This window comes from Corynebacterium neomassiliense (assembly GCF_900626215.1).
GTDB classification, from domain to species: Bacteria; Actinomycetota; Actinomycetes; order Mycobacteriales; family Mycobacteriaceae; genus Corynebacterium; species Corynebacterium neomassiliense.
This window is the reverse complement of record NZ_LR131106.1, coordinates 2,609,076-2,633,697: the sequence shown is the minus strand read 5'-3', so window position 1 is coordinate 2,633,697 and position 24,622 is coordinate 2,609,076. Positions and strand designations below refer to the sequence as shown.

22 protein-coding genes are annotated in these 24,622 nt (G+C 68.3%); 13 read left to right on the top strand and 9 right to left on the bottom strand.

Annotation, left to right across the window (positions count from 1 at the left end):
• The first annotated feature begins 5 nt into the window (after window positions 1–5).
• From E0E18_RS11520 to otsB, 3 genes are read left to right on the top strand one after another with little or no spacing between them, the layout of a single operon-like run.
• Window positions 6–1,541, top strand: a complete 1,536-nt coding sequence (locus tag E0E18_RS11520) for an alpha,alpha-trehalose-phosphate synthase (UDP-forming) (RefSeq protein ID WP_066585171.1) — start codon at window positions 6–8, stop codon at window positions 1,539–1,541.
• Window positions 1,538–1,984, top strand: coding sequence for an META domain-containing protein (locus E0E18_RS11515; protein WP_130840924.1), 447 nt, complete (start codon window positions 1,538–1,540; stop codon window positions 1,982–1,984). The genes E0E18_RS11520 and E0E18_RS11515 overlap by 4 nt, the downstream gene beginning before the upstream one ends.
• 43 nt (window positions 1,985–2,027) lie before the next feature.
• Window positions 2,028–2,876, top strand: coding sequence for a trehalose-phosphatase (otsB, locus tag E0E18_RS11510; RefSeq protein WP_110482009.1), 849 nt, complete (start codon window positions 2,028–2,030; stop codon window positions 2,874–2,876).
• A gap of 7 nt (window positions 2,877–2,883) precedes the next feature.
• Here the strand turns inward: otsB and E0E18_RS11505 are convergent, their stop codons facing one another.
• Window positions 2,884–4,047: a LacI family DNA-binding transcriptional regulator gene (locus E0E18_RS11505; protein WP_237559760.1), complete on the bottom strand. Its 1,164-nt coding sequence runs from the start codon at window positions 4,045–4,047 to the stop codon at window positions 2,884–2,886.
• Between the two features lie 114 nt (window positions 4,048–4,161).
• Between E0E18_RS11505 and E0E18_RS11500 the strand changes: the two genes are divergently transcribed.
• From E0E18_RS11500 to E0E18_RS11490, 3 genes are read left to right on the top strand one after another with little or no spacing between them, the layout of a single operon-like run.
• The gene (locus tag E0E18_RS11500; protein WP_110482013.1) at window positions 4,162–5,178 is read left to right on the top strand and encodes a metal ABC transporter solute-binding protein, Zn/Mn family; all 1,017 of its coding nucleotides are present in this window, start codon (window positions 4,162–4,164) and stop codon (window positions 5,176–5,178) included.
• A gap of 20 nt (window positions 5,179–5,198) precedes the next feature.
• A complete protein-coding gene (locus E0E18_RS11495; protein WP_130841451.1) occupies window positions 5,199–5,915 on the top strand; it encodes a metal ABC transporter ATP-binding protein in 717 nt (238 codons plus the stop codon).
• Entirely contained in the window at window positions 5,912–6,838 is a 927-nt protein-coding gene (locus E0E18_RS11490; protein ID WP_078057560.1) for a metal ABC transporter permease, read from the top strand. Before E0E18_RS11495 ends, E0E18_RS11490 begins: the two co-directional genes overlap by 4 nt.
• A gap of 17 nt (window positions 6,839–6,855) precedes the next feature.
• Here the strand turns inward: E0E18_RS11490 and E0E18_RS11485 are convergent, their stop codons facing one another.
• Both E0E18_RS11485 and rlmB read right to left on the bottom strand, forming a co-directional pair.
• On the bottom strand, window positions 6,856–8,001 hold the full coding sequence (locus tag E0E18_RS11485; protein ID WP_130840919.1) for an NADH:flavin oxidoreductase/NADH oxidase: 1,146 nt from the start codon (window positions 7,999–8,001) through the stop codon (window positions 6,856–6,858).
• 40 nt (window positions 8,002–8,041) lie between these two features.
• Complete coding sequence (gene rlmB, locus E0E18_RS11480) at window positions 8,042–8,995, bottom strand: 23S rRNA (guanosine(2251)-2'-O)-methyltransferase RlmB (protein WP_066589545.1); 954 nt, start codon at window positions 8,993–8,995, stop codon at window positions 8,042–8,044.
• A gap of 71 nt (window positions 8,996–9,066) precedes the next feature.
• On the opposite strand from rlmB, the gene E0E18_RS11475 reads away from it, so the two are divergent.
• The gene (locus tag E0E18_RS11475; protein WP_130840917.1) at window positions 9,067–10,515 is read left to right on the top strand and encodes an MFS transporter; all 1,449 of its coding nucleotides are present in this window, start codon (window positions 9,067–9,069) and stop codon (window positions 10,513–10,515) included.
• Between the two features lie 46 nt (window positions 10,516–10,561).
• Here E0E18_RS11475 and cysS read toward each other — a convergent pair whose 3' ends face one another.
• A complete protein-coding gene (gene cysS / locus E0E18_RS11470; RefSeq protein WP_130840915.1) occupies window positions 10,562–11,980 on the bottom strand; it encodes a cysteine--tRNA ligase in 1,419 nt (472 codons plus the stop codon).
• Between the two features lie 24 nt (window positions 11,981–12,004).
• Between cysS and E0E18_RS11465 the strand changes: the two genes are divergently transcribed.
• On the top strand, window positions 12,005–12,898 hold the full coding sequence (locus E0E18_RS11465) for a fumarylacetoacetate hydrolase family protein (protein ID WP_130840913.1): 894 nt from the start codon (window positions 12,005–12,007) through the stop codon (window positions 12,896–12,898).
• A 43-nt stretch (window positions 12,899–12,941) separates the two neighbouring features.
• Entirely contained in the window at window positions 12,942–13,529 is a 588-nt protein-coding gene (locus tag E0E18_RS11460; protein ID WP_130840911.1) for a thiamine biosynthesis protein, read from the top strand.
• A 22-nt stretch (window positions 13,530–13,551) separates the two neighbouring features.
• On the opposite strand, the gene E0E18_RS11455 is transcribed toward E0E18_RS11460, so the two are convergent.
• Window positions 13,552–14,136, bottom strand: coding sequence for a CarD family transcriptional regulator (locus tag E0E18_RS11455; RefSeq protein WP_066586907.1), 585 nt, complete (start codon window positions 14,134–14,136; stop codon window positions 13,552–13,554).
• Between the two features lie 143 nt (window positions 14,137–14,279).
• On the opposite strand from E0E18_RS11455, the gene E0E18_RS11450 reads away from it, so the two are divergent.
• Entirely contained in the window at window positions 14,280–14,870 is a 591-nt protein-coding gene (locus E0E18_RS11450) for a hypothetical protein (protein WP_227871048.1), read from the top strand.
• 122 nt (window positions 14,871–14,992) lie between these two features.
• Window positions 14,993–16,384, top strand: coding sequence for a DNA repair protein RadA (gene radA, locus E0E18_RS11445; RefSeq protein ID WP_110482025.1), 1,392 nt, complete (start codon window positions 14,993–14,995; stop codon window positions 16,382–16,384).
• Between the two features lie 14 nt (window positions 16,385–16,398).
• Here the strand turns inward: radA and E0E18_RS11440 are convergent, their stop codons facing one another.
• Window positions 16,399–17,118, bottom strand: coding sequence for a hypothetical protein (locus E0E18_RS11440; protein WP_066586900.1), 720 nt, complete (start codon window positions 17,116–17,118; stop codon window positions 16,399–16,401).
• A gap of 129 nt (window positions 17,119–17,247) precedes the next feature.
• A complete protein-coding gene (locus E0E18_RS11435) occupies window positions 17,248–17,934 on the bottom strand; it encodes a carbonic anhydrase (RefSeq protein ID WP_130841449.1) in 687 nt (228 codons plus the stop codon).
• 73 nt (window positions 17,935–18,007) lie between these two features.
• On the opposite strand from E0E18_RS11435, the gene E0E18_RS11430 reads away from it, so the two are divergent.
• On the top strand, window positions 18,008–19,015 hold the full coding sequence (locus E0E18_RS11430; protein ID WP_130840909.1) for an HhH-GPD family protein: 1,008 nt from the start codon (window positions 18,008–18,010) through the stop codon (window positions 19,013–19,015).
• 32 nt (window positions 19,016–19,047) lie between these two features.
• On the opposite strand, the gene E0E18_RS11425 is transcribed toward E0E18_RS11430, so the two are convergent.
• Complete coding sequence (locus E0E18_RS11425) at window positions 19,048–21,675, bottom strand: ATP-dependent Clp protease ATP-binding subunit (protein ID WP_066586897.1); 2,628 nt, start codon at window positions 21,673–21,675, stop codon at window positions 19,048–19,050.
• Window positions 21,676–22,028: 353 nt separating this feature from the next.
• On the opposite strand from E0E18_RS11425, the gene E0E18_RS11420 reads away from it, so the two are divergent.
• Window positions 22,029–23,801 (top strand): AMP-binding protein, encoded by a 1,773-nt coding sequence (locus tag E0E18_RS11420; RefSeq protein WP_066586894.1) that lies wholly within the window; start codon window positions 22,029–22,031, stop codon window positions 23,799–23,801.
• A gap of 36 nt (window positions 23,802–23,837) precedes the next feature.
• Here E0E18_RS11420 and E0E18_RS11415 read toward each other — a convergent pair whose 3' ends face one another.
• Window positions 23,838–24,608: an SDR family NAD(P)-dependent oxidoreductase gene (locus E0E18_RS11415; RefSeq protein WP_066589527.1), complete on the bottom strand. Its 771-nt coding sequence runs from the start codon at window positions 24,606–24,608 to the stop codon at window positions 23,838–23,840.
• Window positions 24,609–24,622: the final 14 nt, after the last annotated feature.

The window sequence follows — 24,622 nt, the reverse complement described above, 5'->3', positions numbered from 1 at the left end:
CCTGCATGCCCGTCACCCCGCGAGACATGGTCGTCGTCGCCAACCGCCTGCCGGTGGACCGGACCGTCGACCGCAACGGAGAGACCGTCTGGACCACCAGCCCGGGGGGCCTCGTGACCGCACTGCGCCCGGTGCTGGAGGCCGACCACGGGTGCTGGGTCGGCTGGCCCGGCACCACCGCGGACACCCACGACCAGGAGATCGTCGCCGAGGACATGCCCGGGGGTGCCATCACCCTCCTGCCGGTGAACATCTCCACCGAGGAGTTCACCTCCTACTACGAGGGGTTCTCCAACGACACCCTCTGGCCCCTCTACCACGATGTCATCGTCCACCCGGAGTTCCACCGCTCCTGGTGGCGCTCCTACCGGACGGTGAACCGGCGTTTCGCGGAAGCCGCCGCCGAGGCTGCCGCGCCCGGGGCCACCGTGTGGGTGCAGGACTACCAGCTCCACCTGGTCCCCGGGATGCTGCGGGAGATGAGACCTGACCTGCGTATCGGGTTCTTCCTGCACATCCCCTTCCCCGCTCCCGAGCTTTTCCGCCAGCTGCCCTGGCGGTGGGATGTCCTGCTCGGCACCCTCGGTTCCGACCTCATCGGGTTCCACACCCCTGATTCAGCCTGGAACTTCCTCTACACCCTCCGCGCCCTCGGGGCGGACGTGTCCTTCGCCAAGGTCGGCGCCGGTGACGCCTGCGGGGCCGATGACGGGGCTTCCGGCACCGACGAGGAGGGGGTCTCCTACATCCGTGGTGCCCGTCTTCCGCGACGGGACGCCGTGGCCGGGACCGTGCACGTCGAGGGCCCCGACGGTCGGACGCGCCACGTGAAGGTGGGCGTCTTCCCGATCTCCATCGATTCCGCGGAAGTGTCACGTACCGCCTCGTCACCGGAGACCATTGCCGCGGCAACGGCGCTGCGACGGCGTGTCGGATCACCCGGTATCCTGCTCGCCGGCGTTGACCGGCTGGACTACACCAAGGGCATCCTCCAGCGTCTGAGGGCGCTGGAACAGCTGCTCGACCGGGGCCAGCTGGACGCCGACGATGTCTGCCTGGTCCAGGTCGCCACCCCGTCGCGTGAACGGATCGACTCCTACCAGCGCACCCGGAACGACGTGGAGCTCGCCGTGTCCCGTATCAACGGCCGGCACGGCAGTCTGGGCCACACTGTGGTGCACTACACCCACGCCGGGCTTCCGTTCTCAGAGGTCGTGGCCCTGTACGCCGCCGCGGACGTCATGCTCGTCACCGCCCTGAAGGACGGGATGAATCTCGTGGCGAAGGAGTACGTCGCCGCCCACTCCGACGGCTCCGGGGCCCTGGTGCTGTCCGAGTTCACCGGGGCGGCGACCCAGCTCACAGAGTCCTACCTGTGCAACCCCTATGACGTGGAGTCCACGGCCGGGGCGATCATGAAGGCCATCGAATCCCCCGAGGAGGACCGGCGCGCCCGCATGACAGCCATGTGGGACGAGGTCCGCAGGCATGACGTCCACGCCTGGGCCCACAGGTTCCTCCGTGAACTGGAGCGCCGGTGAGCATCACCCGCTCCTGCCTGGTGGTCCTCCCGGCCGCCGCAGTTCTGCTCAGCTCCTGCGGGGCCGACGACGGGCCGGACCGGGTGACCGGTGTGGACTGGCAGGTCACCTCCGTCGGCGACCAGAACTTCGACGCCCCCGAACAGGCCACGACCCGGCTCACCTTCGGTGCGTCGTCGTTCACCGGGGCGTCCGGCTGCGTCCACTTCAGCGGGAACGTCACCTGGCACGGGTCCGGTGATTCGGCGACAGTCACGCTGACAGACCTGCAGACGACCGTCGAAGGCGACTGCGGCCCCGCCGACCGCTACAACGCCGATCAGCTCACCGACATCCTGGGCACCCCGGACCTGAGATGGACAGTCGACGACAGTGCCTCCCTCCGGGAGTTCCGGCTGTGGGACAGTGACTCACCCCGGCGCAGCATCAGGTTCTCGGGCTGACGCCGCGCCCGTGCCCGGCCCACGGTCCGGCTACCCTGGGGGCATGACTGACACTCCCGCACCACTGCCCCCGGTGTCCGACGCGGACATCGCGGACCTGGCGTCCTCCCCCACCCTGCTGGTCGCCCTCGACGTCGACGGCACCCTCGCCGACTTCTCCCCGGACCCGCTGTCCGTCCGCCTCGTCCCCGGTTCCGACCGGGCGGTCCGGCAGCTGTGCCGGATGCCCGGCACCACCGTGATGCTCCTGTCCGGCCGTGACCTCCGGCAGCTGCGGATCATCACCGGTTTTGAACCGTTGGAGTTCCCCGGCCCCGACGACGTCAGGCTGGTCGGCAGTCACGGTGCCGAGCCTGCGGAGAAGGACGCCGACGCCGACGGTTCCCCGGACATGCTCACCCCCGCGCAGGTCGCACTGCTTGAGCGGATCACCGCGGTGGCCGAGGAACAGGCCTCACGGGACGAGGGACTGTGGGTGGAGTACAAGCCCTACTCCCGGGGGCTGCACCGGCGCACCGCCGTCGACGCCGCGGAAGGGCTCGCCGCGACGGAGGCGCTGCGGGCGGCGGTGCAGGATCTGCCGGGTGTCACACTCACCGTCGGCAAGGCCATCCTCGAGGTCGCGGTGACCGACATGACCAAGGGCAGGTACCTGCAGTGGTACACGGAAGCGACCCGTCCCGACCGGGTGGTGTTCATCGGTGACGACCTCACCGACGAGACTGCCCTGCGCGTCCTGCGCCCCGGTGACCTCGGGGTGAAGGTCGGCGACGGTGAGACTGCGGCGACCCGCCGGGTGGCCGGGACCGCGGAGGTCGCGGATGTTCTGCGGCGCCTCACCGACGCCCGTTCCCTCCACAACGCTGACCGGGACGCTCCGGCGCAGAGCTGAGCTCCGGTCACCGTGCCGGCGCGACGGTCGTCCCCGGCTGCCAGTGGGTCGGGAGGATGATCCGCTTCTCCGGTTCGGCCCAGTCGGCGTCCCCGGCGGGGCGACGGTGGGTGGGACGTAGGGCGTCCTCCCGGCGGCGGATCAGGGCGGCCAGCACATTTCCGCTGGTGAATCCCTTTTCCCGGTTGGGCTGCACCACGGTGGACAGTCCCCGGTCCAGGGCCCGGGGAATGCCGTCGAAACCGGTGACGGACAGGTCACCCGGCACGTCGATGCCACGGTCTGCCGCATAGTCGAGGACGCCGAGGGCCATGGAGTCGGTCGTGCAGATCACCGCGGTGAGGTCCGGATGCCTCTCCAGCAGTTCCGCAGCGGCGGAGTAACTGGTCTCCGGGGTGTTGAGGTGCCGCTCGATGACCGGGACGGTCACCGGGTCGATTCCGGCGTCAGCGAGGACGGCGAGGGCCCCGCTGACCCTGTCCCGCTGGACGTGGAGATGGGCCCCGGCGAGCCGGCCCGGGTCGACGGGTCCGTTGTTGGGTGTCCGGTCGAGGCGGATGCAGAGGATCCCGATCCTGGTGTGCCCCGCATCGACCAGTGCGCGGGCCGCCGGTCGGATCGCGGTGGCGTCGTCGATGCCGACGAAGTTCACGCCGTGGTCGTCGGCGGGCTGGTCACAGATCACGGTGGGGATGTTCCTGGCCTCCACCGAGGTGAGGAAGGGGTCGTCGGAGGCGACGGAGTAGACGATGAACCCGTCGACGACGGCCTGGTTGACCAGGGTCGCCGGCCGGTCCTCCTCGCTGGTCTCCGCGCCGGCGGGGATCAGCAGCATGGAGGTGTCCATGCCCACGCACGCCTCGGAGATGCCGGACATGAACTCCAGGGAGGCCTGGTCCTCGAAGGCGTAGGTCATGTCGTCGGTGAGCAGGACGCCGATGGCACCGGCGTGCCTGGTGCGCAGGGACCGGGCCATGGGATCGGGGCCGGAGTAGCCCATGGCGTCGGCGGTGCGCAGGATCTTCTCCCGGAGTTCCGCGGAGAGCTGTTCCGGGCGGTTGTAGGCGTTCGACACGGTGGTGCGGGAGACCCCGAGTTCCGCGGCGATGGAGGCGAGGGTTCCCCGGCGGGCGGGTCGGCCCTTCCTGCCCTGGCTGCTGGATCGGTTCACGGGGTCCGAGTTTAGCCGGTGTTCACCCGGTGGCCGGGCGGGCACGTCCGACCCCCGCGCCCGCACTCTTCTGCAATTGACAACCATTAACAACAAGAGTTACGTTGACGCACCATGAGAAGCCTCCACCTGACCGCCCGTGCCACCCGCACGGCACTCGTCGCCGCCGCCGCACTCACCCTGACCGGGGCGTCCCTCACCGCGTGCTCCGGCGGTTCCGGAGATCCTGCCGCCGACAACGCCGACCTGCACATCGTCGCATCCACCGCCGTATGGGGCTCAGTGGCCCGGGAAGTCGTCGACGACGCCCGGGAAACAGGCTCCGACCTCGACGTCACCGTCACCACCATCCTCTCCGGCACCGACGGTGACCCCCACGAGTACGAGGCCACCGCCAAAGACATAGCCGACATCAGGGACGCCGACATCGTCATCGGCAACGGTGCCGGCTACGACAACTGGCTCACCGACAACGCCGCACCCGACGCCGAGGTCATCACCGCCGCGCCCACGACCGAAGGACATGACACCGGGGAACACGACCACGCAGGCGACGACCACAGTGACAGCCCCAGTGACGGCCACGGTGACAGCCCCAGTGACGACGTGAACCCGCATGTCTGGTTCGACCTCGCCACCGTCCGCGACTTCGCCGACCGCCTGGCGTCCTCCCTCCACGGCAGGGACAGTTCCTTCCCCGACCACGCCGACGGTGTCGCCGGGAAACTGGACGACGCCGGAGCCAGGCTCGGCAAACTCCCGGCGGCCGATGTGCTGCTCACCGAACCGGTCGCAGCCGACCTGCTGAAGAACACGAAGCTCAGGGACGTGACCCCGGAAGGCTTCGCCCACGCCACCCTCAACGAATCGGAGCCCTCCGCCGCCGACCTCACCGCCGCCCGCGACCTCATCAGCGACGGAACCGTCGACATCCTCGTCACCAACACCCAGGCCCAGACACCCGCCGCCACACGCCTCGTCGAGGCCGCACAGGACAAGGGCCTGCCCGACAGGGACGCCGTGGTCAACGTCAACGAATCCCCCGACAACGGGCAGACCTACTTCGACTACCTCGACAATGTCGTCACAGCGCTGGAGAAGGCCGCCGGCCCGGAAGAAGCCGGACAGTGACCCGGACAGTGCCCCGGACGGTGCCTGTCCAGACGACCGTCCTGACCTTCCGTGACGCCGCCGTCGAGCCCCTGTGGCGTCATCTCGACCTCACCGTCACCCCCGGGGAGTTCCTCACCGTCCTGGGCCCCAACGGGGTCGGCAAATCCACCCTCCTCGGAACAGTCCTCGGCACCCGTCACCTGACCCACGGCACGGTCACCACCGGCGCACGCACCGGGTACATACCCCAGCAGCGCATGGCGGACCCCGACCTTCCGGTACGGGTGCGTGACCTGGTCGGCCTGGCCATCGGACACGGGATCCTGCACAACCGGCGTCCCTCCCGCTCCACCGTCGACCGCGCCCTGGACGAAGTGGGGGCCCTGGGACTGGCCGACCGCCGCGTCGGAACCCTCTCGGGAGGCCAGCAGCAGCTCGTACGCCAGGCCCAGGCCCTGGCCGGTGACCCGCAGCTGCTGCTGTGTGACGAACCCCTGCTCAGTCTCGACCTGCGTACCCAGCGTGCTGCCGTCGAACTGCTCGACCGCCGCCGTCGTGAACGCCGCACCGCGGTCGTCTTCGTCACCCACAACATCAACCCGGTCCTCGACGTGACGGACCGGATCCTCTACCTCGGCCCCCGCAGCCACGTCACCGGGACAGTCGACGAGGTCATGCGCGGCGACGTCCTCTCCGATCTCTACGGGACCAGGGTCGATGTCGCCCGCGTCAACGGAAAACTGGTGGTCGTGTGAGTACCTGGGACCTGCTCGGGGTCGATTTCGTCCGGAACGCCCTCTGGGCCTCACTGCTGCTCGGAGTGGTGTCCGGGGCAGTCGCACCCCTCATCGTGATGAGGAAGATGAGCTTCGCCGCACACGCCACCGGCGAACTCGCACTCATGGGGGCCGCAGCCGCCCTCCTGCTCGGAGTCAGTGTCACCGCGGGTGCGGTTGCCGGGGCAGTCCTCGCCTCGGTCGTCCTCGCCCTGCTCGGCATGAGGGAACAGGACGCCACCACCGGAGTGGTGCTCGCCTTCGGCATGGGACTGTCGGTACTGTTCATCTACCTCTACCCCGGACGGACCTCTGAAGCCTACGCCCTGCTGACCGGGCAGATCGTGGGCGTGTCAGGGGCGTCGCTGGGAACACTCGCCGTCGTCACCGTCCTCGTCGTCACCGTGGTCGGGGTTCTCTGGCGCCCCCTGCTGTTCGCCACGGCCGATCCGGTGCTCGCCGCAGCCGCAGGAGTGAAGGTGAAACTCCTGGCCGCCGTCTTCGCGGTGATCATCGGCGTCGTCGCCTCCCAGGGAGTGCAGATCGTCGGGGCACTGCTCCTGCTCGCCCTGTTGATCACCCCCGGCGCGGCGGCGGTGAAGGTCACGGCCAACCCGGCCCTGGCGGTGGTGCTCTCGGCGTCCTTCGCGGTGGTCTCCGCCGCCGGCGGGCTGGTTCTCTCCCTCGGTCCCGGACTGCCGGTGAGCCCCTTCGTCACCTCGATAAGCTTCGGCATCTACCTCGCCTGCCGGGGTATCGCAGCAGTGCGGGGACGACGTGTCTCACGTGACGCCTCACGTGACAACCCGGAGAACCCCGACGGGGACGCCCCGGGTGACGGGGCCGGGAGTACCGAAGGAGTCACCGCCGTCCCCGGCGACGGAGACCACCACCGGCACTGACCCACATCACTGGGAGGTCAGGACGCCGACCCGAACCCGGCGCGGAAGAACTGCGGGGCATGGGGGATCTCCCCGCGGGGCACCCGTAGCGCCGCCGCGGCCAGGGCCGCCCAGTGAGGGTTGCGCAGTGCCGCGCGCCCGATCGACACAGCATGCGCCTGCCCGGTGACCAGGATCGTCTCCGCCTGGGAGGCACTGTCGACGGCACCGACCGCCGAAACCACCACCGTGTCCTCGCCCAGACCGGCGTCCGCGAGAGTCCGGGTGACATGCTGTGCCAACGGCACCTGGTAGCCGGGGCAGGCAGGAATGGTCGACCCGTCGGTCAGACCACCGGAGGACACGTCCACCCAGCTGACGAGCCCCTCCGCGGCGAGGCCTCTGAGCACCTCCGCGACCTCGGAGATCTGCAGGCCGTCATCCACCCAGTCTGTTCCACTGACCCTGACCCCCAGCGGCTTCGAGTCCGGCCACTCCTGCCGGACCGCGGTGACGACCTCGCGCAGAAGACGTGAACGGCCCCTGAGGTCACCGCCGTAGCCGTCGGTGCGCCGGTTGGTCAACGGCGACAGGAACTGGTGGATGAGATAACCGTGCGCGGCGTGGATCTGGACCACGTCATAGCCCGCCTCCTCCGCCCGCCGTGCGGCCGCGACGAAGGACGCCACCACCCCGGCGATGTCCTCCTCCGTGAGTTCCCGGGCGGGATCCAGCCCTTCCAGTACCGGTCCCGAGGAGGCACTGACGGTGGACCATCCTCCCTCCTCTTCAGGGACAGTGGCACCGTCGTTGTGACCGGGGAGCATCGGGTAGGTCGAGGCTTTCCCGCCCGCGTGTCCGAGCTGGACGCCGGCGAGGCGCCCCTGACCGTGGATGAAGTCGACGATACGGGTGTGGGCGGGAACCTGTCCGGCGTCCCACAGTCCGAGGTCCAGCGGCGAGATCCGGCCCCGGGCCTCCACACCGGTGGCTTCGACGACGACGAGTCCGAACCCGCCGGCGGCGAATGCTCCGAGGTGAGAGAGATGCCAGTCAGTGGGAACGCCGTCACGGGCGGTGACCGAGTACTGGCACATCGGCGCGACAAAGGCGCGGTTGCCGACCTCCAGTCCTGATCCGTCCGGGGTGGGCAGGGTCACGGGGGTGAACAACTTACGGGTCATACAGTGACCCAACGCGCGGGGCGGGGCGGGAATTCCCGTTTCAGCCGCGGACCCTGCGCTGGCGGGCGAACTCGCTGAGCACCACCCCGGCGGCGACGGAGGCGTTGAGCGACTCTACGGTGGAGGTCATGGGGATCGAGAGGATGTCGTCACAGGTCTCCCCGACCAGCCGGGACAGTCCCTTGCCCTCGGAACCGACGACAACCACCACCGGACCGGTGCCGTCGTAGGTGTCCAGGGTGTGGCGTCCTCCCGCATCCAGTCCCACGACCTGGTAGCCGGACTGCTGGAACTGCTTCAACGCACGAACCAGATTTGTCGCCTTGGCGACCGGAAGTCGGGCCGCAGTGCCCGCCGACGTCCTCCACGCAACCGCGGTCACTGATGCGGAACGGCGCCCGGGGATGACGACACCGTGCCCGCCGAACGCTGCGACCGACCTGATCACCGCCCCGAGGTTGCGTGGGTCGGTGATGTTGTCCAGCACGACGATGAGACCTGGTCGGCCGGACTCCTGTGCCAGGGTGATGAGGTCGTCCACGTCGGCGTACCGGTAGGGGGGCACCTGCAGTCCGATACCCTGGTGCATACCGTTACCGGTCATGCGGTCGAGTTCGTCCCTGCTGACCTCCAGGACCGGTATCCCCCGTTCGGCCGAGGTGTGCACCGCCTCGCTGAGACGGTCGTCATTGGCCGTGCCCACCGCGACATAGAGTGCGGTGGCCGGCACGTGTGCGTGGAGGCACTCGATGACGGGATTGCGCCCGACGACGAGTTCCGGCTGGGTGTCCGGGTCCTTCGGCGCCGGACGACCCGATTCACGGCGTTCCTTCGCCTTCTTCGCCTTGTACTTCGCGTGGTACACGCGGTCCTCTGCCTTGGGTGTGGCCTTCTTCCCCTTGAGCCCCCGCCGGACCTGTCCCCCCGAACCCTTCGTCGAGCCCTTGCGTTCGGTCCTGCGCACCGCGCCGCGGCGCCTGTCGTTACCTGCCATGGGGGTCATCCTACGGGTCAACCCCGGGCAGCTCTATTCCGGCACGTCCCATGAGGGTACCCTCATGGCCCATGAACACCACCCCTCCCCCGTCACCGTCCCCCTCGTCACCATCGTCACCGCAGTCACCGCATTCACCGCAGTCACCGTCCGCCGGTGCACTCAGCCGCACCGAGCGTCTTGACCGGCTCCCCGTGACCCGTCGGCACACCAGACTGCTCACCGGATCCGGTATCGGATGGGCACTGGACGCCATGGACGTGGGCCTCATCGGCTTCATCATGGCGGCACTCACCCAGCACTGGGGACTCTCCCACACCCAGACCTCCTGGATAGCTTCCGTAGGATTCATCGGAATGGCACTGGGCGCCACGGTCGGGGGGCTCCTGGCCGACCGGTTCGGACGACGCCACGTCTTCGCCCTCACCCTGCTGGTCTACGGACTGGCGACCGGTGCCGCGGCACTGTCGACCGGACTGGTCATGCTGCTGGTGCTGCGTTTCGTCATCGGCCTCGGCCTCGGCGCGGAGCTTCCGGTGGCCTCCACCCTGGTCTCCGAGTTCTCCCCCCGTGCCGTGCGCGGCAGGATGGTCGTGCTGCTCGAGGCGTTCTGGGCGGTCGGCTGGATCGCCGCTGCCGTGATCGGCACACTCCTCGTACCCCTCGGTGACAACGGCTGGCGCTGGGCCTTCGCCATCGGCGTGATCCCCGCCGCCTACGCCCTGGTCGTGCGGCTCACACTGCCCGAGTCGGTGCGGTTCCTGGAGTCACGGGGACGCCACGCCGAGGCCGAGGCCACCGTCCGCGAGTTCGAGGCCAGTGAACCCGGGCCGAAGTTCCTTCAGGCCGGGACCCCCGCGCCCGGGGACAGGGTGCTCGACGAGGCCCAGAGGGACGCCGCGATCATCGGGACAGACGGGGACGCCGAGGTCACCGGCATCTGGTCGAAGCCCCTGCGCAGGCGCACGGCAGCGTTCTGGACAGTGTGGTTCTGCATCAATCTCAGCTACTACGGGGCGTTCACCTGGATCCCCTCGATCCTGGCGTCCAACGGCTACTCACTGGTGAAGTCCTTCACCTTCACGCTGGTCATCACGGTCGCGCAGCTGCCCGGCTACGCCTGCGCCGCCTGGCTGATCGAGAAGTGGGGACGCCGCGTCACCCTGACCACGTTCCTCGTCGGCTCGGCGTGCGCGGCCGGACTCTACGGGCTGGCCGACGCCGGATGGCAGATCATCGCGGCCGGATGCCTGCTGTCCTTCTTCAACCTCGGCGCCTGGGGTGCGCTGTACGCGGTCGGGCCGGAGCTCTACCCCACGCCTCTGCGGGCGACGGGTACCGGGGCCGCCACCGGATTCGGACGCATCGCCTCGATCATTGCACCGCTCATCGTGCCGCCGCTGCTGGTCTTCGGCGGGACCGGAATCCTCTTCGCCCTGTTCGGGGTGGCCTTCGCCGTCGCGGCCGTGGCCGCCTACACCCTGCCGGAGCTCAAGGGAACGGCACTGGCGGAACGCTAGCACCCGGCCCTGCCTAGCGGACCCGGCCCAGGCTCAGCCCAGCTGCTCAGCCCAGCGACCAGGTGGCACCGTCAGCGGAGTCCGCGACGGTGACACCGGCGGCCTTCAGGCGGTCGCGCACGGCGTCCGCGGTGGCCCAGTCCTTCTCGGCACGCGCGGTCGCCCGGCGCTCCAGCTCGAATTTCACCAGTACATCCAACGCCTCAAGAGCCCCGGATGACGCCCCGGCACCGATGCCCTGGCCACGTCCTCTGGAGTCCGGCCCTGACCAGGTGTCCGACAGGGGATCGACCCCGAGGACACCCGTCATCGCGCGCACCTGGCCCGCGATCCGGGCCACCGCGACGAGGTCACCCCCGTCCAGGGCGGTGTTGCCCGAGCGCACGGCGTCCTGGAGGACCGCGATGGCCGCCGGCACCCCGAGGTCGTCGTCGAGTGCCCTCCCGAACTCCGGGAGCCAGTCCCCCACCTCGACGGTGCCCAGCACCTCCACAGCACGGTCGAGGAACTTCTCGACCCGGCGGAACCCGGCCGCGGCGTCCTGCAGGGCCTTCTCCGAGTACTCCAGCATGGACCGGTAGTGGGCGGACCCCAGGTACCAGCGCAGTTCGATCGGGCGGACCAGCGTCAGCACATTCGGCACGGAGAGCACGTTGCCCAGGGACTTCGACATCTTCTCACCCGACATCGTCACCCAGCCGTTGTGCATCCACAGGTTCGCGAAACCGTCGCCGGCCGCGTGCGCCTGCGCCGCCTCGTTCTCGTGGTGGGGGAACTGCAGATCCATTCCCCCCGCATGGATGTCGAACGTGGCACCGAGGTACTTCCGGGACATGGCCGAGCACTCGATGTGCCAGCCCGGACGGCCGTACCCCCAGGGGGTCTCCCAACCCGGTTCACCGGGCTTGGCGGCCTTCCACATGGCGAAGTCCCGGGGGTCCTCCTTACCGGGGGCGGGATCCTCACCCTGGTCGAGTTCGTCGAGCTTCTGGTGGGACAGGAAGCCGTAACCGGGCACTTTCGCCGTCCGGCAGTAGACCGACCCGTCGGGGGCGGCGTAACCCAGGCCGTTGTCGATGATGCGACGGATGTAGGCGATCATCTCCGGGACGTGCCCGGTCGCACGCGGCTCCACCGACGGCGGGGTGACGCCCAGCAGGTCGTATGCACGGGTGAACGCACGCTCGTGCGTCGCCGCCCACTCCCACCAGGGGCGGCCGTGTTCGGCAGACTTGGCGAGGATCTTGTCGTCGATGTCGGTAACATTGCGCACGAAAGCGACGTCCAGCCCTTTGGCCGTCAACCAGTTGCGCAGAATGTCGAAGGCCACCCCTGACCGCACGTGACCGATGTGCGGGACGGACTGGACAGTCGCACCGCACAGGTACACACTGGCGTGCCCCTCCCGCAGCGGAACAAAGTCACGGAGTTCTCGGGTGGCGGTATCGAAGATGCGCAGAGTCACACCGTCATTGTAGGAGAGAAGCCCATGAAACTTGCCACAGCCCGCATCGACGCCGCCGGCAGTGTCGCCACGGTGCTCATCGACGACGGGGCCGACATCTCCGGTTCGGCCACCGTCACCGGCCGGGTGGTGGAACGCTGCGACCTCGGGACCCTGCTGGCGAAGTCCCCCGACGACCTGGAATCCAGGGTGTCGACCTGCCTCCGCCGGGACGGTGCCGAGGTGACCCTGGACCGTTCCGACCTGTTGCCGGTGGTCCCCCGCCCCGGCAAGGCCCTGTGCGTGGGGCTGAACTACCGGGAGCACATCGTCGAGATGGGCCACCCGGTCCCCGACCATCCCACCCTCTTCGCCAAGTTCCCCACCGCACTGACCGGTCCCTCCGCGACCGTGACCGTGCCGGAGCATCTGGCGGCGAAAGCGGACTACGAGGGTGAACTCGTCGTCGTCATCGGACGCCGCCTCCCGGGGGCCACCGGAGGAGCCTCAGAGGAGGATGCGAAGGCCGCGATCGCCGGGTACGCCGTCGGCGACGACTTCTCGCAGCGTGACTGGCAGTACCGCACCCAGCAGTGGCTCCAGGGCAAGAACCTGGACGCGTCCTCCGCGCTGGGACCGTGGCTGACCACCGGGGTCGACCCGGTTGCCGGGGGTGCCGTCCTACGGACGTGGGTGAACGGGGAGCTGCGTCAGGAGCACTCCACCGCCGACCTCGTGTTCCCTCCGGTCGACCTGGTCCGGTACATCTCCGAGTTCACCACCCTGGAACCCGGTGACGTGATCTTCACCGGAACCCCGGAGGGTGTGGGGGCGGGCAGCGGCCGGTTCCTCAGGGACGGTGACGTGGTGACGGTCAGTGTCGACGGACTGGGTTCGGTCGAAACCACGGTGCGCTCACCCCTGCCTTTGGTAGGTTGAACTAAGAACTGACGTTCACCACACCACGCTGAGGAGTCCACCGATGACCACCACCCTCACCCGCCGTACCGCCGCATTCACCGCCACAGCCGTCCTGGCCGTGGGCCTGGCCGCCTGCTCAGGCGACGGGGACGGCACCGGCGGAACGACAGACGCGGCCGGCACGGAGACCCCGGGCGACTCCACCGGTACCGTTCCGCCGACAAGTGAGGCGCCGCTGGCTGCCGGGGACACTCCCCCGGAAGATCCCGGTCCGCCGCAGATCTCCGCGGACAAGACCCAGAACCTCGTCGACGGCGAACAGATCATCGTCACCCTCCACGGACTGGACACCTCGGCCGGGTACTACCTCGCGATCTGCAGGGAGGACACGGGGGCGGACGCCGCGGGGCGGGGAGCACCGCCGGAGTGCACCGGGGACCGTTCTGCCTCGAAGTGGATCGCCCCGGAGTCTGAGCAGCGCGCCACCGACCATTTCGACGCCGAAGGCAACGCCGAAGTGACCCTCACCGTGGCGGAGAAGGGGGACGCCGTGGACTGCTCGGTCGACACATGTGTGCTCAAACTCTTCGGCGACCACGCCAATGAGTTCCGCAATGTCGGTGAGGCCCCGGTCACCTTCGCGGACTGAGCACCAACGGCGGTGCCGGGGGTCAGTCCTCGTCGAGTTCTTCATCGAGGTCGACGGTGTGCCTGGGCTCCTCACCTGCGGCGGCAGCGGCGCGGGCGGCGGCTGCGGCGTCCCGGTGACGCTGCACAGCTTCCTCCAGCCATCCGATGACGGCATCTGCCTTGTCATCGTCCACGCCCTCGGCCAGTGCCAGCTCACCGACGAGAACCTGACGCGCCTTGGCGAGCATGCGCTTCTCTCCTGCGGACAGGCCCCGGTCCTGGTCACGGCGCCACAGGTCACGGACGACCTCGGCGACCCGGTTGACGTCGCCGGAGGCGAGTCGTTCCTGGTTGGCCTTGTACCGGCGCGACCAGTTTCCGGCTTCCTCCACGTCGGTCTCCCTCAGGACAGAGAAGACTTTCTGGAGGCCCTCTTCACCGACGACGTCCCGCACGCCGACAAGTTCGGCGTTCGCGGCGGGGACCTTCACCAGCAGATCACCCTGGAGGATGCGGAGTACCAGGTAGTCGACCGTCTCGCCCTTGAACTCCCGCTGTTCGATTCCTCTGACCTCTGCGGCGCCGTGGTGGGGGTAGACGACAACGTCCCCGATGTTGAACTCCATGACCTGAAACTCTACCACCGTCCTCCCCCGTCCCTCCCCCACCAGCCCTGCCGGACGGGGTACTGAGTAGGTTCCGGGCGTCCCCAGGGGCTATTCTGGACGATGACTGCAGTACGACGTATGCCTCAATGGAGGAGAAGACAGTGAAGCACCTGAAGTCCCCCGGCGCCCGTGGCGCACTCGCCCTGGTCGCCGGTTCCGCGGCACTGGCCCTCACCGCCTGTGGTGCCGGTCAGATCTCCCAGACCGCCAACCAGGTTCCCGCCGTCAACGGGACCAACGGTGAGTCCGGGGACGCTGTCGTCCGCGACGTCAGCCTGATCATCCAGGAGGACCGGTCGGTGGCACTGAAGTTCAACGCCTCCAACCAGGCCATCGACAAGGACCCGGTGGTGCTTTCCTCGGTGAAGATCGAGGACGCCACATTCAACCTCGGCGGTAACCGCACCATCGACCCGCGGTGCAACCTCGTGGCGGACTCGGAACAGGGGCTGAAGGACATGCGGGCCCAGGACAACACGAGTTCCTGCACCGAGTACCTGCCCACCACGGTCGAGGGGACGGACTTCTACCCCGGCGCGTCCCGCAACATCACTTTCAGCTTCGACACCGGTGACATCCAGATCAACGCCCCGATCACGTCGTACTACGCGCCGTCGGGCACCCTGCACCGGGACCAGGACGGTGTGACCAAGGAAGGCAGTGAGCTCGCCGACCTTCCCGCCTCCCACTAGTTCCTCCCGTCTCCCCGTCGACAGGGAGGTCACGGCGGCCGACCCCGCCGACATGACGCGCGTCCACCGGCCACGGTGGGCGCGCGTTCCCGTGTCCGGTGCCCGGACTAGGCTGTGCGACCATGGCCAGGAAGACCCCCGGATACGAATGCTCCTCGTGCGGTTACCGCGTCCCCAAATGGGTGGGCAGATGCCCCTCCTGCGGGGAATGGGGGACCGTGGGAGAAGCCGCCCCGGCCGTCGTCGTCAGCGGCTCCCACGCCGGCAGGTCAGTCCCCGCCGGACTGACGCCCACCTCCCCTGCACAGCGGGTCACGGACATAGACCCGTCGGAGGCCGCACACCGTCCGAGCGGCATCGGTGAGCTCGACCGGGTCCTCGGCGGAGGGGTGGTCCCCGGAAGTGCCGTTCTCCTGGCCGGGGAGCCCGGGGTCGGTAAGTCGACTCTGCTTCTCGAGGTCGCGAACAGGTGGGCCCGGCAGGGCCGAAGTGTCCTCTACGTCACCGCCGAGGAGTCGGTCAGCCAGGTCCGTCAGCGGGCCGGGCGCACGGATGCCCTGTCAGGTGACCTCTGGCTGGCCGCAGAACACGACCTGGAGACCGCACTGGGCCAGATCGAGACTGTCGGCCCTGAACTGGTGATCGTCGACTCCCTCCAGACACTGCACGCACCGGGCGTCGAGGGGGTTCCCGGCGGTGTGGCCCAGACCCGTGCCGTGGCAGCCACCCTCACCACCTTCGCGAAGACGACGGGCATCCCGGTGCTGCTCGTCGGCCATGTGACGAAGGACGGTGCTGTGGCAGGTCCGCGTACCGTCGAACACCTCGTTGACGTCGTCCTGCACTTCGAAGGCGACAGGCACAGTTCGCTGAGGTTCCTCCGGGGACAGAAGAACCGTTTCGGGGCCACCGACGAGGTGGGGTGTTTCGAACAGACTGCCGAAGGCATCCGGGAGGTTCCCGACCCGTCCGGACTGTTCCTCAACCACCGGGATCAACCGGTGTCCGGGACGGCGGTCACGGTCGTCATGGACGGCCGTCGCCCCATGGTCGGGGAGATCCAGACCCTCGCCCTGAAGTCGGAGCAGCATAATCCACGTCGGGTCGTCACGGGCGTGGACCCCGGACGCGTCGCGACCGTACTGGCAGTCCTCGCGACCAGATGCGGACTCAACCTCATGGACCACGAGGTCTACGCCGCCACGGTCGGGGGGATGCGGATCACCGAACCTTCCGCTGACCTTGCCACCGCGCTCGCGCTGGCATCGACCAGCAGGGACCACAGTCTGCCCACGGGGCTGGTCGCCGTCGGCGAGGTCGGCCTCGGAGGCGAGGTACGCCGGGTCCCCGATCTTCGGCTCCGGCTGACTGAGGCGTCCCGGCTGGGGTTCACGTCGGCGGTGGTTCCCGCCGCCACGCGGGACGCCGACCGTGTGGCACTCCCCGGGCTCCGGATCATCCCGGTGCACACGGTGGCCGGTGCACTCGGGGAACTCGGACTCGACGGTTCCTGAGTGCGGGGCGCCGGTCAGGCCAGGTTGAAGGTCGCGGGTTCGGAGGTGCTGTCGCCCAGACGTCCGTACAGCAGGAACGCTCCGGTGCCCGCCGGTTCCCTGTCGGTGCACTGGTCGGGTGAGGATGTCGTCCGTGACCAGCCGTTGAGCGCGAAACTGCGCTCTTCCCCGGCGGCCAGTTCGAGTGTCCCGGTGAGTGTGGGTTCGTTGCAGTCCGTGTCCGCCCACACCCGCGCATAGTCACTGAGAGTGTAGACCTCGAAACTCATCGGATTCGCCGAGAGGTCCACGGCACACCCTGAACCGGTCGGATTCGAGACCGAAAGGTAGAAGTCCGGTAGTTCGCCGGCGGCGTACGTCGGCAGGCCGGCGCTGACGGAGAGGACCAGGTCTTCCGCGGTGCACTCCCCACCCGGTTCCGCGGCGAGGGAGGTGGTCGTACCCGCCGGGGCGGTGGATGAGGCCGGAGATTCCGACGACGCCGTGGAGGTAGCTGTGGAGGTTGCTGTGGAGGTTGCCGTGGTGGCTGTCCTGTCCGCCGCGGAGGAGGCGGTGGACGGGACAACGGATGTTGACGACGCCGTCCCCTCGGGATCACCGCCGCCGGCGACGGCCCGGACAACGAGAACCAGGACCACCAGCACGACGACCGCGACAACTGCCGCGGCGATACGACGCCGGCGGTAGATCTCGGGAGGGAGCGGGCGGTTACCTGGGTACGCGGGCTGGGTCACGCAGTCCAGTCTATCCAGCGCGGTGGTCCTGCCCCGGACACGACACCCCCCGGCCCCGCAGCGGTCCGGGCACCGGTCCGGACACAGGGGCCGGACACGGTGCGGTCACAGGGGCCGGACACGGTGCGGTCAGTTCAGCGGCTGACCCGGAGTGCCCGGGACGTCGAGACCATAGTTCACCACCGGTTCCGTCATCCCGTCCGACAGCCGGTAACGCATGCCGACCACCCCGACGGTCCCCTCCCTGAGTCTGGACAGTATCTGCGGTGAGCGGTCGACAATGTGTGCGGCGATCTCGACGACGTGGTGTCTCTCGAAGTCCTCCGCGGTGTCCCCGCCCTCAGCCCTGGCCGCGAGCAGTGACGGGGTGACCTTCTCGACCAGGACCCGCTGGAACCCGGAGGGAAGCTCGCCGGTCTCCAGGGCGTTCTGGGCGGCGTTCACCGCACCACAGTTCTCGTGTCCGAGAACCACGACCAGGGGGACGCCCAGGCCGACCACCGCGAACTCCAGCGATGCGAGGACCGACAGATCGGTGATCTCGCCGGCGGTCCGTATGACGAAGATGTCGCCGAGTCCCTGGTCGAAGATGATCTCCACGGGAACCCGGGAGTCCGAGCACGCCAGTACGACAGCGAAAGGGCGCTGACCGGTCGTCATCAGTTCCCGACGTGCCCCGTCCTGCCTGGGATGGGCGGACTCCTCTGCCATGAACCGGGAGTTTCCCCGGCGCAGGGCCTCGAACGCCCCCTGGGGAGTGTGGCGGGGGTCCGACGTCGTTGTCTGGTCCGTCTTCTCGGTTGTCATGGTGACCATTGTGCCACCGCACAGGAGGCGGTCGGACCTCCGGCTGGTGCGCCGCGTCCCGGTACGGCACAGTGGAGGAATCATGACCGCCGTCCAGTACCCTGTCCAGTCCACCGCCTCCGCCGCGTCCCCTGCCCCCGCCGTCTCCGCCGGTTCTGACGCCACCCTGGGTGAACTCCTCAACTCCTGGTACCGCGCCACTGCCCGTCCCCTGCCGTGGAGGGAGGAGGGCACCTCGGCCTGGGCGGTACTGCTCAGTGAGGTCATGTCGCAGCAGACACCGGTGTCACGGGTGGAACCACTGTGGAGACGGTGGCTGGAGAAGTGGCCGGCACCGGCCAACCTCGCTGTGGCCCCCACCGACGAGGTTCTCAGGGAATGGGCCAACCTCGGCTATCCGAGACGGGCACTGAGGCTCCGGGAGTGCGCTGCGGCGATAGTGGACCGTCACGACGGCAGAGTGCCCACGGACATCGCCGACCTGCTGGCGCTCCCCGGCATCGGCGGCTACACCGCCCGTGCCGTGGCCGCATTCGCCTTCGGTACAGCGGTACCGGTGGTGGACACGAACGTGCGCAGGGTCCACCGGCGTCTCGTCCGCGGAGAGTTCCTGCAGGGCCCGGCCCGTAGCGGGGACCTCGGTGACGTCGCCGACCTCATGCCCTGGGTCGACGACGACCCCGACCTTCTCCGGCGGGGCTACCGTAACCCGGTGCAGGACCGCTCCCGCCGTACCGAGGCACTGGGGATGTGTGCCTCTCTGATGGAACTCGGGGCCGTGGTGTGCACCGCACGCTCCCCGAAATGCACGGTTTGTCCCGTCTCCTCCCGCTGCCGGTGGATCGCACTGGGGCGCCCGGAACCGTCTGACGCGGACCGGGCCGCGGCCAGGCGGAGAGTACAGAAGTTCGAGGGAACCGACCGACAGGTCCGGGGAAGAATCATGGCGGTGCTGCGTGACCGTGGCAGTGCCGTCGACTTTCCCGACGCCGGACCTGATCCCGTGCAGAGGGCACGTGCCCTGGCCTCCCTGGTGACCGACGGACTGGTCGAGAAGACGAATGACGGGAGCTACCGTCTGCCGCGGTAGCTCCCGTCACTCCGGGGGAGGTCGGATCCCGGTTACTTGGCGTCGGTGGCGTCCACGGACGGAACCTCGGGAACCCCGGGGACCTCGGTGACCCCGTCAGCCACGTCCACCGCGGGCAGCGCCACGGGGGCCGGCTTCGGCTTCGAACCGAAGACGAACCTGGCGTTCTCGGTCCGGGGACCTCCGTCCCAGTTCTCCACGTCGACGGTCACGATCTCACCGGAGTGCACGTTGCCGAACAGGATCTCCTCGGACAGGTGGTCCTCGATCTCCCGCTGGATGGTGCGACGCAGCGGACGGGCTCCCAGCACCGGGTCGAAACCGCGCTTGGCCAGCAGGTCCTTGGCCGTGTCGCTCACCTCGAGCGCCATGTCCTTGTCGGACAGTGCCTTACGCAGCCGGTTGAGCAGCAGGTCGACCATCTCCACGATCTGCTTCTGGGTCAGCTGGTGGAAGACCACGATGTCGTCGATACGGTTGAGGAACTCGGGGCGGAAGTGCTTCTTCAGCTCCTCGTTCACCTTCGACTTCATGCGCGCGTACTGGCCCGCCTCGTCAGTCTCCCCGCTCGAGGAGAAGCCCATGCCCACGGCCTTGGAGATGTCCCTGGTGCCGAGGTTCGAGGTGAAGATCAGGACGGTGTTCTTGAAGTCCACCACCCGGCCCTGACCGTCGGTGAGGCGGCCTTCCTCGAGGACCTGCAGCAGGGTGTTGTAGATCTCCGAGTGGGCCTTCTCGATCTCGTCGAACAGGACCACCGAGAACGGCTTGCGGCGGACCTTCTCCGTGAGCTGCCCACCCTCGTCGTATCCGACGTATCCGGGAGGGGCGCCGAAGAGACGGGAGGCGGTGAACTTGTCGTGGTACTCGCCCATGTCGATGGAGATCAGCGAATCCTCGTCGCCGAAGAGGAACTCGGCGAGAGCCTTCGACAGCTCCGTCTTACCGACACCGGAGGGACCGGCGAAGATGAACGATCCGGAGGGACGCTTCGGGTCCTTCAGACCGGCGCGGGTACGGCGGATCGCCCGGGAGACCGCCTTGACGGCGTCCTCCTGGCCGATGATCCGCTTGTGCAGCTCATCCTCCATGTGCAGCAGACGGGAGGTCTCCTCCTCGGTCAGCTGGACGACAGGGATACCGGTCCAGGAACCGAGGACCTCGGCGATCTCCTGCTCACCGATCTCGGCGACATCGTCGAGCTCGCCGGCCCTCCACTGCTTCTCCTTCTCCGCACGCTCCTCGGTGAGCTTGCGCTCGTCGTCGCGCAGGGAGGCGGCCTTCTCGAAGTCCTGGTCGTCGATCGCGGCTTCCTTGGCCCGACGGACCTCGGCGATCCGGTCGTCGATGTCCTGGATGGCCTTAGGCGCGGTCATGCGCTTGATACGCATGCGGGCACCGGCCTCATCGATGAGGTCGACGGCCTTGTCCGGCAGGAACCGGTCGTTGATGTAACGGTCCGACAGGCGTGCCGCGGCGACCAGGGCGTCGTCGGTGATGGAGACGCGGTGGTGCGCCTCGTAGCGGTCCCGCAGACCCTTGAGGATCTCGACCGTCATCTCGACACTCGGCTCCGGGACCTGCACGGGCTGGAAGCGCCGCTCGAGGGCGGCGTCCTTCTCGATGTGCTTGCGGTACTCGTCCAGGGTGGTCGCGCCGATGGTCTGCAGTTCACCGCGCGCCAGCTTCGGCTTGAGGATGCTGGCGGCGTCGATCGCACCTTCGGCGGCACCTGCCCCGACGAGGGTGTGGATCTCGTCGATGAACAGGATGATGTCACCGCGCTGGTTGATCTCCTTGAGGACCTTCTTCAGCCTCTCCTCGAAGTCACCCCGGTAGCGGGAACCGGCGACCAGGGAACCCAGGTCGAGGGAGTACAGCTGCTTGTCCTTCAGTGTCTCCGGGACCTTGCCGTTGACGATGTCCAGGGCCAGGCCCTCGACCACCGCGGTCTTGCCCACACCGGGCTCACCGATGAGGACCGGGTTGTTCTTCGTCCGCCGCGAGAGCACCTGCATGATGCGCTCGATCTCCTTCTCACGGCCGACGACGGGGTCCAGTTTGCCGTCCTTGGCCGCCTGGGTCAGGTTCCGGCCGAACTGGTCAAGGACCAGAGAGTTGGACTTCTGGCCCGGCTTGCCTGACGGGGTGGAGGGGGCACCTTCGCCGACACCGGCGGTGGCCGGCTCGTCCGAGGCGTGCTCGCTCTCCGGCTCGCCGCCCTCGTACCCGGACAGCAGCTGGATGACCTGCTGACGCACGCGGGACAGGTCCGCGCCGAGCTTGACCAGCACCTGGGCGGCCACACCCTCACCCTCACGGATCAGGCCGAGCAGGATGTGCTCGGTGCCGATGTACTTGTGGCCGAGCTGCAGTGCCTCGCGCAGTGCGAGTTCGAGCACCTTCTTCGCACGCGGTGTGAAGGGGATGTACCCGCTCGGCGGATGACCACCGGTGCCGATGATGTCCTCGACCTCGGTGCGCACCGCCTCGAGGGAGATCCCCATGGATTCGAGGGCCTTGGCGGCGACTCCCTCCCCCTCATGGATCAGCCCGAGCAGGATGTGCTCCGTACCGATGTAGTTGTGGTTGAGCGCGCGGGCTTCCTCCTGCGCCAGCACGACGACACGCCGTGCCCGGTCCGTGAACCTCTCGAACATGAGCTCTCCCTTACTCGCGGGGTCGGATATGGGCACCACCTTAGTGACTTCCGGACCCTTCGTTGACTCAGCAGTGTCAACACGGCGGAGCACAAGAGTGTTCCCGGCGCCCCGTCCCTGCCGACAGGACCCGTCGTCACAGGTCAGGACGCATATCCGGGACGCCACGGCGACCTGTTCGCCGTCAGCGAACAGGTCCCGGGAAGCCGGAACCCCGGGCGGTCGGAGGCCGTCTGCGCCAAAAACGGTGATTGGGCAAAACTTTCCATTTTTATCTGTAATCTATGTTACAGAAGGGCGCTCAGACGCCCGTACGTCACTTCCGTCAGCCCCCGATCACGAGAGTAGGAACCATGAACGGATCCGACCCCGCCGTCTCCCTGAAGGAGCTCCCCAAACTCGCGGAAGGCACCCTGCCACTTTTCCGGTCCGGAGTGCTCGGCCTCATGGGACCACTGGCGATGGGCAAGGCACTCAAGGCCATCTACCAGTGGTCCTTCACCCCCGCAGGACTACTCGCCCTCGGCGCGGCACAGGACCCCTACCACACGGCCGTGATCGACGACGCCGGCTCCATCACCTACAGCGAACTCCACGACCAGACCAACAGACTCGCTCAGGCGCTGTACCGCACCGGAGTCCGCGAGCGCGACAAGATCGGCATGCTCAGCCGGAACCACCGCGGATTCCTCATGACCCTGTGCGCCCACGGCCGGCTCGGCACCGACATCGTCCTGTTCAACACCGGCGCCTCCGCCGCACAGACCCGTGCGGTGATGAAGGAGCAGAAGATCGACCTGCTCTTCATCGACGAGGAGTTCATCCCCCTGCTGCCCCGGGGCTTCGACGACTGCCCCGTCGTCATCAGCTGGGAGGAGAACCAGGACTCCGCAGCCGCGCCCCTGACCGACGAGGAGAAGAGACACCGGGCGTCCCTCGGCTACGACGTCATCGAGTACGCGAGCAACGTCGCCGAAGCACAGCAGTCCGACGACCACGCCGAACGCAACCCCCAGTGGCCCACCCTCACCGAGGTGCTGCGCACCTCCCCCGGGACCGAGAAGATCCCGGCCCACCCGAGGAGAGGACGCACCATCATCCTGACCTCCGGCACCACCGGTACACCGAAAGGCGCCCGGCGCCCGGAACCGAAGACCTACCTCCCGGCGTCCTCGGTCATGTCGAGGATCCCGCTGAAACACCACCGCGGCTACTACGTCCCCGCACCCATGTTCCACCTCTGGGGTTTCTGCCAGATCCAGCTGGGCCTCGCCCTACGGGCGACCTTCATCCTCCAGCGCAGGTTCAGCCCCCGTGACGCCGTGAAACTCATCGAGGCGAACCGGCCGGACACCATAGCCATCGTCCCCACCCAGCTGCGCCGCCTGCTGGAGGCGGTACCCGAGAATTTCAGCCCCGGCGTCCGCAACATCGTCGCCTGCGGTGAAGCCCTGCCCGCCCGTGTCATCCGCGACACCCACGAGAAGTTCGGCAAGGTCCTGTACAACCTCTACGGGTCCACCGAGGTCTCCTGGGCGTCCATCGCCACCCCCGAGGAACTCGAGGCCCATCCGACAACCGCCGGCAAGGCCCCGATGGCCACGGTCCTGAAAGTCGTCGACGACGAGGGCAACGATCTTCCCGAAGGTGAGATCGGCCGGGTCTTCGTCGGCAACGACCTGCTCTTCGACGGCTACACCCGCCCCGGTGTCGACAAGGAGAACCTCCACGGCCTCGTCGCCACCGGCGACCTCGGCTACTTCCGGGACGGCCTGTTCTACCTCGCCGGACGCAGCGACGACATGATCGTCTCCGGTGGTGAGAACGTGTACCCGCAGGAGGCGGAGGACGTCATCGCCGACATGCCGGAGGTCTACGAGGTCGCGGTCCACGGCGTCCCCGACCCCGACTTCGGGCAGGCACTGGCCTGCTACGTCGTGCTCAACGACGGGGAACAGGAGGAAGGTTTCGCGGAGAAGGCGAAACTCGCCGTGAAAGCGAAACTGGCACGCCACAACGTGCCCCGCTACTTCGTGTTCATGGACGTGCTGCCCCGCAACGCCGTCGGCAAGATCGTCCCGAGACTGCTGCCCGACGTCGACAACGGGATGCAGGACGGGGACTGATCCCGGGAAGGCCCGCCCCCGGGAGGAAGGACGCCGTCAACTCGGCCCCAGGCGCCGGTCCACCCACCTGCCGATCAACCGCATCACCAGCAGGTACGGGACACGGGTGAAGCGCTTCGAGTACCACGACAGTGTGGCGAAGGCGTCCGGGGTCACAGTCACCCGGCGCGCGTCCGCACCCCGCACCCCCCGGCGAGCGACCGTGGCCGCGTCCAGCCAGGTGTACTTCAGCAGGGAACGGGCCACCCGGTCGGCCGAGGCGTCGTCACCGGTGAGTGAACCGGCCAGACCCGAGCGGAAGAACTGGGGGCAGACGGTCGTGACGCTGATCCCCCGGCACCTCAGTTCCCCGTCAAGGGTCTCACCCAGTGCCACGGTCGCGGCCTTGGTGGCGTTGTAGGCCGCCATCGACGGCGCGTGGACCAGCCCCGCCAGGGAGGCGGTCAGCACGATCTGCCCTCCCCCGCCCATCCTCGGCAGCATCGCACGGACCCCCCGCACCGAACCCAGCAGGTTGATGTCCAGGGCACGTCGCCAGGTCGCCAGGGACGTCCCGGTGATCCTTCCGCCGACACCGATACCGGCATTGCTCACCAGCACGTCGAGGGAGCCGACCTCCTGCGCGGCGGCGGCCCAGTCAGCTTCATCGGTCACGTCGAGTTTCCGGTAGCTCCAGTCCCCGGACAGTGCGGTCACCGGTGACGGAGGAGTCTCGTGGATGTCGGTCAACGTCACCCGGTCCCCGCGACCCAGGTACACCCGGGCGAACTCCAGGCCCAGACCCGAGGCCGCACCGGTGACCAGCACACGGCGTGGACGGC

Coding starts and splice junctions, on each gene's coding strand:
- E0E18_RS11420 (WP_066586894.1), top strand. CDS start 22,029: ATGAACGGATCCGACCCCGCCGTCTCCCTGAAGGAGCTCCCCAAACTC.
- E0E18_RS11460 (WP_130840911.1), top strand. CDS start 12,942: ATGACCACCACCCTCACCCGCCGTACCGCCGCATTCACCGCCACAGCC.
- otsB (WP_110482009.1), top strand. CDS start 2,028: ATGACTGACACTCCCGCACCACTGCCCCCGGTGTCCGACGCGGACATC.
- E0E18_RS11485 (WP_130840919.1), bottom strand. CDS start 8,001: ATGACCCGTAAGTTGTTCACCCCCGTGACCCTGCCCACCCCGGACGGA.
- rlmB (WP_066589545.1), bottom strand. CDS start 8,995: ATGGCAGGTAACGACAGGCGCCGCGGCGCGGTGCGCAGGACCGAACGC.
- E0E18_RS11465 (WP_130840913.1), top strand. CDS start 12,005: ATGAAACTTGCCACAGCCCGCATCGACGCCGCCGGCAGTGTCGCCACG.
- E0E18_RS11435 (WP_130841449.1), bottom strand. CDS start 17,934: ATGGTCACCATGACAACCGAGAAGACGGACCAGACAACGACGTCGGAC.
- E0E18_RS11430 (WP_130840909.1), top strand. CDS start 18,008: ATGACCGCCGTCCAGTACCCTGTCCAGTCCACCGCCTCCGCCGCGTCC.
- E0E18_RS11520 (WP_066585171.1), top strand. CDS start 6: ATGCCCGTCACCCCGCGAGACATGGTCGTCGTCGCCAACCGCCTGCCG.
- E0E18_RS11425 (WP_066586897.1), bottom strand. CDS start 21,675: ATGTTCGAGAGGTTCACGGACCGGGCACGGCGTGTCGTCGTGCTGGCG.
- E0E18_RS11475 (WP_130840917.1), top strand. CDS start 9,067: ATGAACACCACCCCTCCCCCGTCACCGTCCCCCTCGTCACCATCGTCA.
- E0E18_RS11500 (WP_110482013.1), top strand. CDS start 4,162: ATGAGAAGCCTCCACCTGACCGCCCGTGCCACCCGCACGGCACTCGTC.
- E0E18_RS11455 (WP_066586907.1), bottom strand. CDS start 14,136: ATGGAGTTCAACATCGGGGACGTTGTCGTCTACCCCCACCACGGCGCC.
- radA (WP_110482025.1), top strand. CDS start 14,993: ATGGCCAGGAAGACCCCCGGATACGAATGCTCCTCGTGCGGTTACCGC.